Origin of the sequence: Bradyrhizobium sp., from assembly GCF_035701725.1 — a bacterium.
Taxonomy (GTDB): domain Bacteria; phylum Pseudomonadota; class Alphaproteobacteria; order Rhizobiales; family Xanthobacteraceae; genus Bradyrhizobium.
Genome location: NZ_DASSRP010000133.1, coordinates 1 through 15701, shown reverse-complemented (window position 1 = coordinate 15701; position 15701 = coordinate 1). Strand labels below are relative to the sequence as shown.

The window sequence follows — 15701 nt, the reverse complement described above, 5'->3', positions numbered from 1 at the left end:
TCGGTGTCGATGGAACCCGGCTGCACGAGGTTGACCGTGATATCCTTTGGGCCGAGTTCGCGCGCCAGCGCCTTGGTGAAGGCGAGCAGCGCCGATTTCGTAGCCGCGTAGATGCCGAGCAGCGGCGAAGGCACGCGATCGCGGGGCCTCATCGACCTGAGATGCGAACTACGTTGGGCATCACCGCGCGCATACGCCGTGTCTTGTACAACACAGCCTTGTCAAATCTTGCGCGCCTTTCGAGTTCCATATGTCGGATGCGAAAGGAATCATCCTATCCTGATGCGCTGGGTGGGATTCGAGTTGCGGGGGTTTGGCGAATGTTGAGGCGAGCAATTGCGGCGGTATCGATGCTGATGGCGCTCGGACAGATGGCGACGGCCGGCGAGCGGCCAAGCGAGAAATCGAGCCTGGTTCACCGCGTGTCGTGCACGGTGGTGCGCTACTATGTGGCGAAATATTCCGAATGGGCCGCCGAAGCCTGGGCCCGTAGCCATGGCGCGACCGATGCCGAGATCCAGGCGGCGCGCTCCTGCCTGAGCGGCTCGAGCGTCCATACCGCAAATCTCCAGAAGTAGGCCGGCGTCGGATCGCTCAGTGCGCCACGCCTCTGGCGCGTATATTTCGCGCGAGCATGCGTCGTAATGTGTTTGCGACGGGCTCGCTCATCGGCCTGCCATAACTTGCCAGCTTTGCCGTGACGTTGATCCTTGGGCGTGTGACCACGCCATCGAAATAGCACGCCATTTGAAATCGGACGCCTTGGCTGGGCGAACCGGCAAGGGCTCCGCCTTCGGGTGGAGTCCTTGTTCGTTTGGCGACGAGGAATTTGCGCAACCCGTGATGCTCACCGCCGCGGGTGAGGTCCCTGCCGGAAACCGATACACCTTTTCGCCAGCCGCAACCTTGTACCTGGCGGAGGCGTGGCGCCGATCAACTCCGCACGCCAGCGGCAAATGCCAAGAGAAAGCCGTCACGCTGGCAAACTTCCGACACATCGACGCTGCGAAACAGGGCACTCCGGCATCACGCGCGCACAGCGCAGCGCTTCATCCAGCATTCAGCGCTTGCGCGAAACAGATTCAAAAAATGAGGACTTCGTGCCGCCAAAACTTATCCGCGCGATCCTTTTCGCGTTGGCGCTCGTCGCCGCCCCCGCTTTCGCCCAGACCAACGCCGCGCCTGGCGCCGATGCGCAGACAACAGGTGCGAACAAGCCCGAGACGCTGACGCCGGAACAGGCGAGGCGCGCGCTCGACACGCTGCAGGATGAGGCTAAGCGCGCGCAGATGATCGAGACGCTGCGGGCGATCGCCACTGCCTCAGAGCCGCAAGCCGCGCCCGCCGGCGAAAAGCCTTCCGCGATTCCGCTTCCCGAAGACAGTCTCGGCGCCCAGCTTCTGGCCACGGTGTCGGATCAGGTCGGCGAAATCTCGCGCCAGGTCGCGGACGTCGCGCGCACGCTGACGCATTTCAGGGCGTTCTACTGGTGGTTCATCCACACCGCGAACGATCCCGACGCTTACGGCCAGTTGCTCGACATCGCCTGGAAGTTGGCGCTCGTGTTCTTGAGCGCTTTCGTCGTCGAATGGCTGGTGTTCGGTCTCGTCAAGCGGCCGGTTGCGCTGCTGGAGGCGCGAATGCCGCAAGCCGCCAGAGCTGCCGCGCAAACACTTGCGATGGCCGATCCGCCTTCCTCGGCCATGGACGTGAGCGAGGGTCAGGAACCGCATCGCCGCCGCCTCAGCCTGGCGCGCGCCTGGCAATCGCTGGTTCGATTGCCGTTCGTACTCGGCCGCCTGCTGCTCGAACTGCTTCCGGTCGTCGCCTTCATCGGCGTTGCCACGATGCTGCTCGGGACCACCCTCGGCGAGCCCAGGACGACGCGGCTTGTGATTCTCGCGGTGGTCAATGCCTACGCGCTGTCGCGCGGGCTGATCTGCGCGGTGCGTGCGCTGGCAGGCCCGTTCGGCCTGTTGCCGGTGCGCGCCGAAACCGCCGCCTATACCGAGATCTGGGCCCGCCGCATCGTCGGCGTCGCCGTCTCGGGCATCGCCTTTGCCAATGTCGCGCTTCTGCTCGGCCTGCACCGCAGCGGCTTTGCCGCGCTGCTGCGCTTGACGATGCTGGTCGTGCACCTCTTCATCGTCGTCATCATCCTGCAATGCCGCGCGCAGGTCGCCGGCCTCATTCGCGCGCCGGCGGGCCGCGAGGGCCTCGCCGCGCGGGCGCGCAACCGCCTCGCCGTAGTGTGGCACTATCTCGCCATCACGCTCGACATCGCGCTCTGGGCGGTGTGGGCGCTCAACATCCACAACGGCTATTCGCTGCTATTGCAGTATTTCGTCGGCACGCTGGCTGTGATCCTGATCGCCCGGCTCGCCACCATTGTGTCGCTCGGCCTGATCGATCGCGGCTTTTCGATCCGGCCGGAAATCCTGCAGCGCTTCCCGGGCCTCGAGACCCGCGCCAACCGCTATCTGCCGGTGCTGCGCAGGATCGTTGCGATCATCATCGCCTTCATTGGCCTCCTCGCCGTGCTCGAAGTCTGGGGCGTCGACGCCATCGTCTGGTTCTATGGCGGCCAGATCGGCGGCCGGCTGTTGTCGGCGCTGGCCACGGTCGCGATTGCGGCGCTTGTCGCCGCCGCGATCTGGGAAATCTCCAATGCGCTGCTCGACCGCCAGATCAACGCGCTCTCGCGTCAGGGTCACTATGCGCGCGCCGCGCGCTTGCGCACCTTCCAGCCGATGCTTCGCACCGCGCTCTTGTGCCTGATCGTCACCGTGGTCGGGCTGACAGCCTTGAGCGAAATCGGCGTCAATGTCGCGCCCCTGCTCGCCGGCGCCGGCATCGTCGGCATTGCGATCGGCTTCGGCTCGCAGAAGCTGGTGCAGGACCTGATCACCGGGCTGTTTCTGCTCTTGGAGAACGGCGTGCAGGTCGGCGACGACGTCAGCGTGGCCGGGCTCACCGGCAATGTCGAAAACGTGTCGATCCGCACCATTCGCCTGCGCGCCGGCGACGGCTCGGTGCACATCATTCCCTTCAGCGCGGTGACCACCATCACCAATGCGAGCCGCGGCGCGGGCAATGCCGCGGTGAGCGTCAGCGTCGCCTACAAGGAAGATACCGACCGCGTCAGCCAGATTCTGAAAGACATCGTCGCCGAGATGCGCAAGGAGACCGAATTCCGGATGTCGATCCGGGGCGACCTCGAACTCTGGGGCGTCGACAAGATCGATGGCGCGATGGCGACCATCGTCGGCCAGATCCGCTGCTCGGACTCGGGGCGATGGCCGGTGCAGCGCGAATTCAATCGCCGCATGAAACGCCGGTTCCAGGAATGCGGCATCGAGATCGCCACCCCCGGCCGCACCGTGCTGATGCAGATTCCCACGCCCGCGATCGCGGACGACGATACGGCCGCCATGCCGCGCCGCGCGAGGGGCTAGGTGTGGCCGCGAGGACACGTCCGACGCAAGAGTATCGCCTCCGCAAAATTGCCGCATGTCAGTCATCGTTTCGGTCGAGGCGGCAGCCAACGATAGCGCGTCGATGAGATGTTGAGTGGAGTAGCGTTCCGTGTCGAGTGATCTTCAGGCAAAACTAGAGAAGTACGAGCGCAAGGCGGCGCATTACGGCGCAGCCGCCGAGCAGGCGAAGAGCGCGGCGGACCGCGCACTCTATCAGGGGCTCGCCGGCTATTGCGACGACCTCGCCTCGCAGTTCCGCCAGGTCATTGCCAAGCGCGCCGACCCGTTCGTGCCGGCGGAGTGAGGCTGGCCTTCAGGCCCAGCGCGTTATGACGCCCAGCGCTTGCCGAAAACCGGCGCCTCGGGCTGATCGATCTTCCAGTCGAAGAAGTCGTAATTGCCGGACCAGGCGTGGACTTCGGTGCCGCAGACTTCGCAATTGAAGCTGCCGGCGTGCCGGCTTGAATGTTGCTCCTTGGTTGCGGCGTAACCCAGTCCGCAACGGGGACAATCAAAAAATTCGGTGGTCCAGATGCTGCCTGCCATGGGCGCCATATTGCACCGCCCCGCGGTGGCGTTCCAGCGCGCTTCGCTGCGGTAGTCAACGACTTGCTACCGCCTCTTCAGAAACCACAAATGACCGGAAAATCTTTCTTAACCCGCGGTTTTGCCGCCGGGGTCGCGGTGGAACGCCTGCCTTTCGGCCGCGCAGGCTTTACTTCTCTCATTTTAAACGCAAAATTGCGCCGAGCGCGTTTTACCGGCCCGATATTTGATCGCTTGAGCAGGTTTTGAGGACGGTCCGTTTCGGACCCATATTGGCAGTCATTTTGTGAGGCTTTGCGATGCAGAAGTCTTTCACCTCGGCCAGTCCGCCGCGGCGCCGACAAGACCCTCTCGTCAGCGTCTTCGCCACCGCTTTTCTCGCAAGCGTTGCCGTTGTCGGAACTTGCGGGGCCGCCATGGCCCTCTCCAAGGAGCAGGCAATCGCCAATTGCCGCGAGAGCGTCGGCCGGCCGATCGTCATGGCGTGCATGCACGGGTCGGGCGGAGGAGAAGCCAATTTGGCGCGCTGCCGCGAAACCGCGGCTCCCAAGGTCAGGGCTTGCGTGATCGCCGCGCTCAATGCCGCCAACGGCAGGGCCAACGTCCCGATCGAGATGTACAAGAACGGCAAGCCGAAGGAGGACGCGACAGCGCCCGGCAATCCGCTCCCGGCCGGCTTCGTGCCGCCGCCGCGCACGATCGGCGATATCGCCGCGATCCTCGATGGCGAGAAGCCCGATCCGGCGCTGCTGGCGAAGTTGAAGGCCGATGCCGACAGCGAGCCCGGCAAGAGCCTGTCTCAATCCGACCTCGCGCAATTCCATTACGATCGCGGAATCGCCCGCGCCTCGCTCGGCCGCAACGCCGAAGGGCTCGCCGACGGCGAGAAGGCGCTGGCCTTGGCGGTCGCCTCCGGCGACGGATTTTTTGCACAACGCATCCGCCAGTTCATCACGATTCAAAAACTCTCGCTGGGCGACGTCAAAGGCGCGCTTCAGGTATCGCAGTTCATGATCACCGATGCCAACCGGCCCGGGCAGAAGGGATACATGTTCAATGCCCGGCGGATCGCCGCCCAGGTTCTCGTGCAGATGGGAGATATTCCGCAGGCCGAAGGCTATATGCGCAGCAACCTCGCCATGATCCAGGAGGCGCGCACCAGCGGCCTGCCCGGCTGGCGCGAAGGCTATGCCAAGGCCGGACGGGCCTGGGAAGGCGAGATCGAGGCCATTCGCGCCGTGATCTTCGAGGCACGCGGCCAGTTCCGGGAGGCCGAGGCGGCCTACGCGAAATCGCGCGACTGGAAGCTCGCTTCGATTCCCGACATGAAATTCCCGCACGCGCCGTCGGAAACCCAATTACGCCAATTCGCCGACAACGAGTTTCTCAATGCCGCGCGCATGAAGGCGAAACAGGGCCGGCTTGCCGAAGCGGAGGTTGATGTCCGCAGCGTCCTGCAAACGCAGCTCAAGGCACAAGGCAAATATAATCCGCGAACCGTGCCGTTCGTGAGGAGCCTCGCCAATATCCTGGTCGAGGAAGGCCGCTACGACGAGGCGGAAAAGCTGGTGCGCATCGCGCTCGAGATCAACCGCACGCTCAACATCGGCGATGATACGCAGTACAGCGCCCAGACCCTGTCGCAGCTCGGCGCCATCCTCACCTTCGAGCGCAAACTGCCAGAGGCCGCCGCCGTCTATGCCGAACTCGACAAGGCGATCGCCAAGTGGGAGCCGCAGCGCCGCCTGGTGCTCGAGCTGAACGGCTCGCGCATCAACGCGATGTTCGCGGCGGGACAGACGCAGGCCGGGCTCGAGGCGGCGCAATCGCTGTTGAAGCGCGAAATTGCGCGCGTCGGCGACAAACATTTCGATACGGCCTCCGCCCGCGGCATCCTGGCCGTCGGGCTGATGCGCGCGGGCAAGGATGCCGACGCGATCCGTGAATTTGGCCTGGCGCTCCCCGTGCTGCTCGCCGCCGCGCGCGACAACACCGACGATGACGATGCGACCGTGGTAGCGGCGCGGAGCCAGCAGTTACAGGAAATCGTCGAAGCCTACATCAAGCTGCTCGCCAACGCGCAAGGCAGCAGCGCCACGGCCGCGGTCGACACCTTCAGCCTGGCGGATTCGGTCCGCAGCCATTCGGTGCAGCAGGCGCTGGCGGCGTCCGCTGCGCGCGCCTCGATCAAGGACCCGGCGCTGGCCGAACTCGTACGCAAGGAGCAGGACCTCGGCAAACAGGTCGGCGCGCAACTCGGCCTGCTCAACAACATTCTCGCTCTGCCCTCCGCCGAGCGCGATCCGCAGGGCGTGAAGGCGGTCAACGCCTCGATCGAGAAATTGCGCGCCGAGCGCGACCAGGCGCGCGCCGAGATCAACAAGCGCTTTCCGTCCTATGCCGACCTGGTCGATCCCAAGCCGCCGAATGTGGCGCAGGTGCAGGCGACGCTGGCCGAGGGCGAGGCCATGCTGTCGTTCTACTTCGGACGCGATGCGAGCTTTGTCTGGGCGGTGCCGAAGAACGGAGCGGTCGCCTTCGCCGAAATCAAGGCAACGGGCGGCGACATCCAGAGCAAGGTGCGCAAGCTGCGCGAGGCGCTCGAACCGCAGGCGGCGATGATTTCCGACATTCCCGCTTTCGATGTGCAGCTTGGTTACGAGGTGTATTCGCTGCTGCTGAAACCGGTCGAAGCGGGCTGGAAGACATCGAAGAGCCTGATCGTGGTCACCAATGGCGCGCTCGGCCTGTTGCCCTTGTCGCTGCTGCCGACCGCGGAAGCCAGCGTCGACAGCAACGACGATCCGCTGTTTTCAAGCTATCGGAAGGTCGCCTGGCTGGCGCGCAGCCACGCCGTCACCAGCGTCCCCTCCTCCGCCGCGCTGCGCAGCTTGCGGCAATTGCCACCCGGCAAGGCCGGACGCAATGAACTGATCGGGTTCGGCGATCCCTTGTTCAGTCCCGAGCAGGCCGAACAGGCCGTGCGCGAACAGGAGCCGGTCAAGCTGGCGGATGCCGGCGCGAGCGTGACGACGCGCGGACTGCCGCTGAAGCGTCGTTCGAGCCCGACGCTCGAGGGCGTCGACAGCGCCGAACTGGCGATGCTGCCGCGGCTGCCGGACACGGCGGAAGAATTGAAATCGATCGCGCTTGCCTTGCAGGCGGATCCCGCCAAGGTCCTGAAACTCGGCAAGGACGCCAACGAGGCCGTGGTCAAGACCATGGATCTCTCGGGCTTCAAGGTACTGGCCTTCGCAACCCATGGCCTGGTGCCCGGCGAACTCAACGGGCTGACGCAACCGGCGCTGGCGCTGTCGGCGCCCGCGGTCGCAGGCGTCGAAGGCGACGGGCTTTTGACCATGGAGGAAGTGCTGACGCTCAAGCTCGATGCCGACTGGGTCGTGCTCTCCGCCTGTAACACCGGCGCCGGCGAAGGCGCAGGCGCCGAAGCGGCCTCCGGACTTGGACGCGCCTTCTTCTATGCCGGCACGCGGGCGCTGCTCGTCACCAACTGGTCGGTTCAATCGCAGTCGGCGCGTGAACTGGTCACCGACCTTTTCAAGCGGCAGGCGGACGATCCGAAACTGACCCGCGCCGAGGCGCTGCGGCTCGCCATGGTGGCCCTGATGGACGGTCCCGGCTACGTCGGCGCCGACGGCAAAACCGAATTCGCCTACGCGCACCCGCTGTTCTGGGCGCCGTATACGATTATCGGGGACGGTGGTGCGCGCTGACGCCGCCGGTTGATTGGACGAAAACGTATCTGAGGGGAATGATGCTGCGAATTGCTTATCTCACCTTGCCGCTCGTCTGCGCTGTCATCGCGGGCTCCGTCCTGTCTCCGGTCCACGCCAACCATCTTCTGATCAGCGAGGAAGAGGCGAAACTGCCGCCGCCAAAGGGCGCCGTCGCAGCCGACCGCCGGGGCATCACCAGGGGACCGAAGATCGAGGTGGTCGGAGACAAAGAACAGAGCCATTCGCCGGTTCACTTGCAGCTCAAGTTCGAATCGTTCGGCGGCGCCAGAATCGATCCGCAGTCGCTCAAGGTCACCTATCTGCGGACGCCGAATGTCGATCTCACCGAACGCGTCAAATCGTTTGCGGGGGCGAGCGGACTCGATATTCCCGACGCCGAACTGCCGCCGGGCGATCACATGATCAGGGTCGATATCAAGGATTCGGACGGACGGACCGGCAGCACCAGTTTCGTGCTGAAGATCTCGCCTTGAGTGTGCGCCATGAACTGCCCGTTCTGTGAAAGCGACAATTCGGTATCGGCGCTGGTTTGTGCCGCCTGCGGTCGCGACATCGCCGTGCCGCAATCGCTCATCGCCGAGCGTGACGAGCTGGTTCGCAAGCGCGACATGCTCGCTTCGCAATTGGCGTCCGTCACCGCCGAGCTGAAAAAGTGGGAGCGCCGCAAAGGGCGCCCGACAAGCTGATGGAATGCCCGTTCTGCGCCGAAACGATCAAGGACGAAGCGATCGCATGCCGTCACTGCTCGCGCGACCTGCGGCTCGCGCGCCCGGTGATCCTGGAAATCCAGCAGCTCGTATCCGAACTCGACCAGCTTCAGAGCAGGATCGACCGTGTCACGAGCCGCCTGGCGCGGGCGCGCACACCGGTCCGATATGCCACCAATCGCGGCCTGGTCTATGTGGTGGCGCCGATCCTGCTGCTGATAGCGGCTCACATCTTGATCACGATCATCCTGAACGTGACCCCGCTCTATCTGAGGCTGGCATCCTTCGTCATCCCCTTGCCGTTCGGCATCCTGCTCTATGCGCGCGAGAAGATCGGTCTCGGCGCCTTCCTGGTCGGCCTGCTGACGGCTTCACTCGCTGTGATCGGTATGCTCACCGTCACCGGCATCAACGACGACGTTCCGATCCTGCCGACGAGCTGGATCGAATGGCGCGAGGTGGTCGAATACATGGCGAGCATCGCGCTCGCCTATGTCACCGGCAATCTTCTTGGATCCCTGATTTTCGAGGTCCTGCCGAAAACGATGGCTCATGGCGGAAAACCCAATCCGGTCGCCTACAGGATCGCCGGACTTCTCGGCCAACACGTCGGCGAGGATCAGCTTCGCCGCCGCGCCCGCACCATCCAGGATCTGCTTCGTACCGCCGGTCCCTTGCTGGGAATCGCAGCTTCCGCCGGCGGCTCGATCTATGCCGGGCTGAAAGGCATTTTTGGTTGGTGAGCGCCGGGAAAAGCGGTCGTCCATGACCGGTCCGTTCTGACCAGGCGGCGATTTCGCAATGTCGCCGCCCGCGTTCGATGATTTCGCACGGAGATGTCTCGCGGCGACCCACGCGGCCGAACCACTTTCTCAGGCGGCCTGACGCTCCTGCTGCCGCAGATATTCCATCGTGATTTTCTCGACATTGGAATCGATCCAGGACGCCATCTGCTGCTCTTCCTTGAGCGACTGCTCGAGTAGCGACTTGGCGCCATCCGCCCCCGCCGCGCCGCACAGCGCCAACAGCGATTTGTAGGAAGCGATCTCGAAGTTCTCGAACGCTTCGTTGGCGAAGGTATTCTTCAGGATTTCGTCTCCGGCCATCGAATGCATCATCGCCTGCACGTTGGCCATGACGGACTGCGTCGTATCCTTCAGGCTTGAGTTGTCCTCGCCGCAGGCGCCGAGGCACTGCTCCAAACGGCGGAGCTGTTCGCGTGTTTCATTCAAATGGCTGGCGATTCTGGATTTGACTTCCGGATAGTCGTCGAGGCGCTCGGACTGCCGCTCCATCAATTCCCTCGCCTGCACTTCCATGGCGTGCGCGTTGCGCAGGCCGACGACAAACAGATCGCGTGCGGTTTTGGTCATCGCTTTATCCTGGGTTAGAGTGAGATCATCGGACTAGGTGCACGCAAAACCCGATCCCGATCCGAACGTTCCTATCTCGCGCCGCGCGCAAACCGCGCAGCGCGAGGAACATCCGCATGCAGCGTACGTTCGTCCACAGCGTCGCAAGCAGGACCTGGCGGAGATCAGAGCGCCGCGCCGGCCGCGATCAGCAATTTCCTGCTGATGACTTCCTGGCTGCCGCGCTGGCGCTGAATCCGCTGGGTACAGCGCGATCAGGCTTGATGCGAACCGCGCTTTCATTTCTTCGCTGCCGAGGCGAACGCCTCGCGCGGCTCCGCCTTCCAGACCGCGTCCGACAGCAGGATGATGGTACAGAGCACCGCATAGGCGACCAGCGAGGCCGCGACCAAGGCGGCGAGCCCCGGCATGCTCGCGCCGAAGTAACTGACCGCGATCCAGCCGCCGCCGGCCGCGATCAGGATCCGCGCGCTCGAGGCGACCAAGGGCAGGAGCGCGCGCCCCGTACCCTGCGCCGCGAACGCAACGACAAAACCGAAACCGAGCGCGCTGTAGGCCGGCGCAACCACGCGAAGGTAGGTGACGCCCTCGGCGACGACCTCGGCATCATGGCTGAAGAGATGGAGCCAAAGCGTTGGGAAAATCGCCACGAACAGGCCGATCGAGCCGGTCAGGCAGAGCCCCACCACGCCCGAGACCCAGCCGATTTTTCGCGCCCGCGCACCTTGCCCCGCGCCGACGTTGACGCCGACCATGGTCAGCGTCGCCGTGCCCACGCCGAACAACAGCGGGATCATGATGTAATCGAGCCGCGATGCGCAGCCATATCCGGCGAGCGCCGCGGTGCCGGACAGGCCGACCGCGCCCGTCACCAGGATCACCGTGAGGTTGGTCAGCCCCGCGTTGAGCGAGGTCGGCAAGCCCACCTTGAGAATGTCGGCAAACAATGCATAGCGCAGCGCCGCCGGCCGCAGCATCAGCCCGGCGCGGCCCGAGGCCATGTAGCGGAGCAGGAACAGCGCCGCTCCGCAGTAATAAAGGCCGAAGGCGACGCCCGCCCCGGCAATGCCGAGGCGAGGCAGGGGGCCAAAACCGAAGATCAGAAGTGGCGACAGCGGAATCATCACGATCGCGCCGACCAGCGTCACCAGCGCCGGCACCTTGACGTTACCGGCGCCGCGCAATGCCGCCTGCTGCAGATTGACGATCCATACCGCGATCGAGCCGGCGAACAGGTAGTTCGAATAGCGAAGCGCGGCCGCGAGTGCGCCGCCCTGGCCGCCGAGCGCCCGGTACAGCAAGGGACCTGCGAATTCCGCCGCCAGCATGAACAGCGCGCCAACCACGGCTGCGAGCACGATGGCATGAAACAAGAGTGCATTGGCATCGTCGTGGCGGCCGGCACCGACCGCGCGCGCCACCGACGAGGCGACGCCGCTGCCAAGCCCGCCGTTGGACATCATCGTCATCAGCATGAAAACCGGAAACACCAGCGCTACGCCGGCCAGCGCATCGGTTCCGAGAAAACCGACATAATAGGCCTCCGCGATGTTCACCGCCGTCTGTGCCACCAGCACGGTGACGGTCGGCAGCGCGAGGCGAAACAGCGTCGGCAGGATCGGCGCGGTCAGCAATGCCGCGCGGGCGGCCTCCGCGCCGCTGACGGCCGGCTTGTCACGAGCTTCTCGATTGCCGACGACACCACGCGCGGCGGCCGGCGCAGGGCGCGGGGACGCTGTTTCGCCTGATGTCACATCATCCAGCGTTGCCGCTGTTGCGTCCTCAATTGCCACCACTCACGTCCTTTTTTTGCCGATTCCGCCGCCATTCATGCCGATTTCTATTGAATTACGATCATACTGCACTATTATGGTCGTAATGCAATTGACGCAGCATCACGAATTTGTGGACGTAGCCGCTTGTGGCGGCCGCCGCCCGGCAAAACTGAGGTCCGCCAATGCGTTATGAAAAGGGCCACAAGGAAACGACGCGCCAGCACATCATCGATGTGGCGTCCCGGGAGTTTCGCGAGGGCGGCGTCGCGGCGGTCGGCATTGCCGGCATCATGTCGAAGGCCGGCCTGACCAACGGCGCCTTCTATGTGCATTTCGATTCCAAGGAAGACCTGGTTCGCGCCGTGCTCAGCGATGCGCTCGAACAGCGCGCGCGAGGACTTGCCGGCAATCTCGAACGCCATCAAAGCCTGAAGGACAGCATCCGCGACTATCTCTCGACGCGCCACCGCGATCACGCGGGCTCCGGCTGCCCGACCGCGGCGCTGGTCGCCGAGATCGCGCGGCATCCGGCGCAGACGCAGGACCTATTCGCCGGCAATGTCGAGCGGATCGTCATTCTGATCGCGGCGAGACTGCGCGGCGGGACAAATGCCGAGCGGCGGCGCAAGGCGATGGCGATCTACGGCATGATGGTCGGCGCGCTACAGATGGCGCGCGCGGTGGGCGACGCAAAGTTCTCCGGCGAAATCTTGGAGAACGCGCTCGCAGGCGCTATGTCGCTGGCCGGCGAAGACTGAGCGGGGAACTTTTGCGCCCTGATAAACACGGGCAACCTCCCAAAGGAAATCGCCCCGGCGCTCCTATACGATGGACCCGTGAAGCGCGGCTGACATCCCCGAACCGTCTGGCCCGCTGGTGCGACCAAGGATCGTGACAGCCGGATCAGACCGACGGACGATGAAGTTGCGGCTGCTGCGTTCTCGTGGCGGCCTCGCCCTCCTCTTCCTGCTGGCTTCGTCGTTTCATGGCCTTGCGGCAGGAGAGCCGGAAATGTCCCCCGCCTTCCAGCGCTTCCAGTTCAGCTTCTTCGAGGACCCGAGGTCGGCGCGGGACGGACTCGACACCTCCTCGCTTGCCGCACTCGATGGCGACGAGCGCAGCCGCGCGGAATCCATGCTGCTCGCCTTCCTGCCTGATGCGCGCGCGGTGATCGGACTTGGCGTGCTGCGTGCGCGCATTGCCGAGCCGAAGCTGACCGCGCTTTTCGAGACCGAGAGAAAGCAGCAGATCGAGGCGCGAGACAATCCGCGGATGCAGCCCGGCGGCAGCGACGAATGGTATCCCTCCGCGCTGCTCTATCTTGCTCACGCCTTGTGGCGCATCCACCCCGAGCCGCGCTGGCCACAAGCCGCAATCGAGGTGCTGTCGTCGGCGCCGCACTGGGTGTTCCGTCAGGAGGCCGTGCACGCGCTCGAGGGCGTCAGCGAGCCGGCCGCCGTTATGGCGCTAACCCACGCGCTCGACGATGCCGATCCGCTGGTGCGACACGCCGCGGCGCGAGGCCTGCTCACGCTGTATGGCTTGCCGGCGGATCCTGCCGATCCGCAATCCATGGCAATCCGCGTGATGTCCGCCGATGCGGCGCGCCGCGACATCGCGAGGCAAGAGATTCTGACCGCGATCGCGGGCCGGGCGGCGGTGGCACCGTAAGGCCTGGGCTCAAGCCGCGGCGCGCCGCTCGATCGAGCACCGGCGCATCGGCTTTCCTCCCGGAGGATGACGGGGCCCCTGTTCGTCGAGGCTGCGCAAGGCATCGAGAATTTCATCGATGTGAACAGGCGCCTTGAGCCCTTCGGGTGCGCGCAAAGCGGGGCACGAGGCGATCGCGGAAGCATCGGAGGCCCAGGAAGCGAGGATGGCGCGCTTCTCGCTGAGCGTCAGTTGTGGATCTGAAACCACATCCCGTGGATGAGCGAACACCGTGCCGGGGTGAAGCAGGGCATTAAAGTCAAAGACATTGTCGTGTTGTGGAGCGTCGAATGGAGCGGTCGTCGGCCGCATGGTAGCCTCCAGTTTTTCAAGACGAGTTTTGGAAATGCCGCGCGGGGAAATCCCCGCGCGGCGCTGATCGGGCCAGGCACCTGTGTCCGGTCAGGCGGCCTTGGCCTCGATTTGAGTTACATTGCCCGCGTTGACGCCGTTGATGGGAATGCGCCGCGGCTTCATGGCTTCGGGAATTTCGCGCTGGAGCTCGATCACCAGAAGGCCATTTTCGAACCGCGCATTCTTGACTTCGACATGATCGGCAAGGGTGAACTGCCGCTTGAAGGAGCGCGTCGAAATGCCGTGATGCAGGAAGGTTTTCTCGCCCTTGTCTGCCTTGCGGCCTTCCAGCGTCAGGACGTTCTGCTCGGTCGTCAGCGTCACCTCGTCTGGAGAGAAGCCGGCGAGCGCGACCGAAATCTGAAAGCGGTTCTCGTCGAACCGTTCGATATTGTAGGGGGGATAAGTCTCTTCGGCGGTCCGCTGGACCTCGTCGAGAACGTCAAACAGGCGGTCGAAGCCAATCGTCGACCTCCACAGGGGAGTCCAATCATACCTCATAGCCAAATCCTCCAAAGAGCAAGATGGATACGAGCTGGCACCGGACACCTTGACCGGCGCCCGCCTTCGTTTCGGGGCCCGATAGGGCGCCCCGGTCGCTGACTGCGACGAGCAGAAAAATTGTCAAATCCAAAAAAAGTTCAAGAGGGGCCCGAAAATTTTTTTGGAGTGTCAGACACAGGGTTAATCGATGGTTTTCGTATCCCCCGCCGCACTGGCCCCGAGCGCGGCGCCCGCCTGAGCTGACCAACCCGTCTCAGTTGTAGGCGATTCTTCAACAAACGTTTGGCGAGCGAAAGCTGGCTGGTGTTGCAGAACAACAACAGATCGCAAGGTTCTGATTTGCTATCGTTTGTCCGAAATTTTTGTCCGGCTCTCCGATTTCAAGATTGATTGCATGAAAAAATTCTTGCTCGTCAGCTCCGCTTTGGTCGCCGCCGGCCCCGCTCTTGTCGCCCGCCCCGCGCTCGCCGCACCGGTCTTCAATTGGACGGGCTGCTACGTGGGCGCTCATGTCGGCGGCGCCACCGACAGTGTGAGATATTCCGATCCGGGCACCCAACTGCCAGTAAGCAGTTCGTTCGTGTCTGGCGAGTTCGTGCATAACTTTGCGCCAGAGGGTTCACCCTTCGCCGGTGCCGGCCAGCCGGCATTTCTGGGCGGCTTTCAGGCCGGCTGCGATTATCAGTTCGCCAACCGCTTTGTCGTCGGATTTGGCGGGGACTATGCTTGGACCCGCATGAGCAGCATGACCAACGATCCGTTCTTCGGCGGCAAGAACGGCGAACCGGTCACGTTCCAGACGCGAACCAACCAGATCGCCAGCTTTACCGGACGCGTTGGCTATAACTTCGACAACGTCATGTTTTACGGCAGGGGCGGCGGCGCCTTTGCACGCGACAGATATGCCGTGAACAATTCCTTCGGCATCAACGAAGCCTTTCTTGGATGCGGAAACGGCTCGTTTGTCGGCTGCAACACGGTGGGCAGCGCGGACCGTTGGGGATGGGCCGCCGGCGTTGGCGTCGAATGGGCGTTCGCCCCGAACTGGTCAGCGCTGGTCGAATTCGATCACTACGGATTCGGCAGCAAGACGGTTGCAATGAGCGTCACCAACGATCCGGCTATCAACGTGACACCCGCCAATCTGACCATCAGGCACGACATCGACATGATCAAAGTCGGGATCAATTATCGCTTTTGGTCGACTGGGCGCTATTGATTGCGCGCCGATGAAGCCCCAGCCAACCACTTTGTCTGATTAAGCCTTTTTGTCTGACTAAGCCTTCGGGATTTTGATCGGCGCCGTTGCGTCTTTCGAGAAGCGCCGAAGAACGCGGCTGCCCGCCGGCGTGCGCAGGAAGGCGTAATAGCCGTCGCGGGTCCAATTCAGCATGCAGGTTTCGAGCATCGAACCGTCGCTGACCGATCGCACGGAGGGTCCCGGCGCGTCTTCTTTTTGCCAGCCAAGCTTGAGCAGATAGGCCAGCGTGACCTGATT

Annotated in this window: 16 protein-coding genes and 1 pseudogene; 10 read left to right on the top strand and 7 right to left on the bottom strand. The window is 63.8% G+C overall.

All coding sequences use genetic code 11. The features are described from left to right. Positions 1–140 (bottom strand): annotated as a pseudogene (locus VFL62_RS07580) (SDR family NAD(P)-dependent oxidoreductase); the annotation flags it as partial. Between the two features lie 180 nt (positions 141–320). Here VFL62_RS07580 and VFL62_RS07575 point away from each other — a divergent pair. The 3 genes from VFL62_RS07575 to VFL62_RS07565 all read left to right on the top strand — a co-directional run bounded on the left by VFL62_RS07575 (position 321) and on the right by VFL62_RS07565 (position 3780). Next, positions 321–578, top strand: coding sequence for a hypothetical protein (locus tag VFL62_RS07575; protein ID WP_325171751.1), 258 nt, complete (start codon positions 321–323; stop codon positions 576–578). Between the two features lie 522 nt (positions 579–1100). Beyond that, positions 1101–3455: a mechanosensitive ion channel domain-containing protein gene (locus tag VFL62_RS07570; protein ID WP_325171750.1), complete on the top strand. Its 2355-nt coding sequence runs from the start codon at positions 1101–1103 to the stop codon at positions 3453–3455. 130 nt (positions 3456–3585) lie between these two features. Further along, on the top strand, positions 3586–3780 hold the full coding sequence (locus tag VFL62_RS07565; RefSeq protein WP_325171749.1) for a hypothetical protein: 195 nt from the start codon (positions 3586–3588) through the stop codon (positions 3778–3780). A 23-nt stretch (positions 3781–3803) separates the two neighbouring features. Here the strand turns inward: VFL62_RS07565 and VFL62_RS07560 are convergent, their stop codons facing one another. Then, a complete protein-coding gene (locus VFL62_RS07560) occupies positions 3804–4031 on the bottom strand; it encodes a hypothetical protein (RefSeq protein WP_325171748.1) in 228 nt (75 codons plus the stop codon). Between the two features lie 407 nt (positions 4032–4438). Between VFL62_RS07560 and VFL62_RS07555 the strand changes: the two genes are divergently transcribed. The 4 genes from VFL62_RS07555 to VFL62_RS07540 are packed head-to-tail and all read left to right on the top strand — an operon-like array spanning position 4439 to position 9230. Further along, positions 4439–7756 carry a CHAT domain-containing tetratricopeptide repeat protein gene (locus VFL62_RS07555; protein ID WP_325171747.1) on the top strand — a complete coding sequence of 1106 codons (3318 nt, stop codon included), beginning with the start codon at positions 4439–4441 and terminating at the stop codon, positions 7754–7756. Between the two features lie 41 nt (positions 7757–7797). After that, positions 7798–8253, top strand: a complete 456-nt coding sequence (locus VFL62_RS07550) for a hypothetical protein (protein WP_325171746.1) — start codon at positions 7798–7800, stop codon at positions 8251–8253. A 9-nt stretch (positions 8254–8262) separates the two neighbouring features. Then, positions 8263–8466: a hypothetical protein gene (locus VFL62_RS07545; RefSeq protein WP_325171745.1), complete on the top strand. Its 204-nt coding sequence runs from the start codon at positions 8263–8265 to the stop codon at positions 8464–8466. Continuing rightward, positions 8433–9230: a hypothetical protein gene (locus tag VFL62_RS07540; protein WP_325171744.1), complete on the top strand. Its 798-nt coding sequence runs from the start codon at positions 8433–8435 to the stop codon at positions 9228–9230. The genes VFL62_RS07545 and VFL62_RS07540 overlap by 34 nt, the downstream gene beginning before the upstream one ends. A 129-nt stretch (positions 9231–9359) precedes the next feature. Here the strand turns inward: VFL62_RS07540 and VFL62_RS07535 are convergent, their stop codons facing one another. Continuing rightward, positions 9360–9860, bottom strand: coding sequence for a ferritin-like domain-containing protein (locus tag VFL62_RS07535; protein WP_325171743.1), 501 nt, complete (start codon positions 9858–9860; stop codon positions 9360–9362). Between the two features lie 278 nt (positions 9861–10138). Further along, positions 10139–11647, bottom strand: a complete 1509-nt coding sequence (locus tag VFL62_RS07530; RefSeq protein WP_414644643.1) for an MATE family efflux transporter — start codon at positions 11645–11647, stop codon at positions 10139–10141. Positions 11648–11817: 170 nt separating this feature from the next. Between VFL62_RS07530 and VFL62_RS07525 the strand changes: the two genes are divergently transcribed. Together VFL62_RS07525 and VFL62_RS07520 are read left to right on the top strand one after the other, a co-directional pair. Beyond that, positions 11818–12393, top strand: coding sequence for a TetR/AcrR family transcriptional regulator (locus tag VFL62_RS07525; protein WP_325171741.1), 576 nt, complete (start codon positions 11818–11820; stop codon positions 12391–12393). A 253-nt stretch (positions 12394–12646) separates the two neighbouring features. After that, positions 12647–13306: a HEAT repeat domain-containing protein gene (locus VFL62_RS07520; protein ID WP_325171740.1), complete on the top strand. Its 660-nt coding sequence runs from the start codon at positions 12647–12649 to the stop codon at positions 13304–13306. A gap of 9 nt (positions 13307–13315) precedes the next feature. Here VFL62_RS07520 and VFL62_RS07515 read toward each other — a convergent pair whose 3' ends face one another. Together VFL62_RS07515 and VFL62_RS07510 are read right to left on the bottom strand one after the other, a co-directional pair. Continuing rightward, positions 13316–13657: a hypothetical protein gene (locus VFL62_RS07515; RefSeq protein WP_325171739.1), complete on the bottom strand. Its 342-nt coding sequence runs from the start codon at positions 13655–13657 to the stop codon at positions 13316–13318. A gap of 90 nt (positions 13658–13747) precedes the next feature. Then, entirely contained in the window at positions 13748–14200 is a 453-nt protein-coding gene (locus VFL62_RS07510; RefSeq protein ID WP_325171738.1) for an Hsp20 family protein, read from the bottom strand. A gap of 397 nt (positions 14201–14597) precedes the next feature. Between VFL62_RS07510 and VFL62_RS07505 the strand changes: the two genes are divergently transcribed. After that, positions 14598–15422, top strand: a complete 825-nt coding sequence (locus tag VFL62_RS07505; RefSeq protein ID WP_325171737.1) for an outer membrane protein — start codon at positions 14598–14600, stop codon at positions 15420–15422. A gap of 57 nt (positions 15423–15479) precedes the next feature. Here VFL62_RS07505 and VFL62_RS07500 read toward each other — a convergent pair. After that, the coding region (locus tag VFL62_RS07500; RefSeq protein ID WP_325171736.1) for a hypothetical protein at positions 15480–15701 on the bottom strand (222 nt) is incomplete at its 5' end.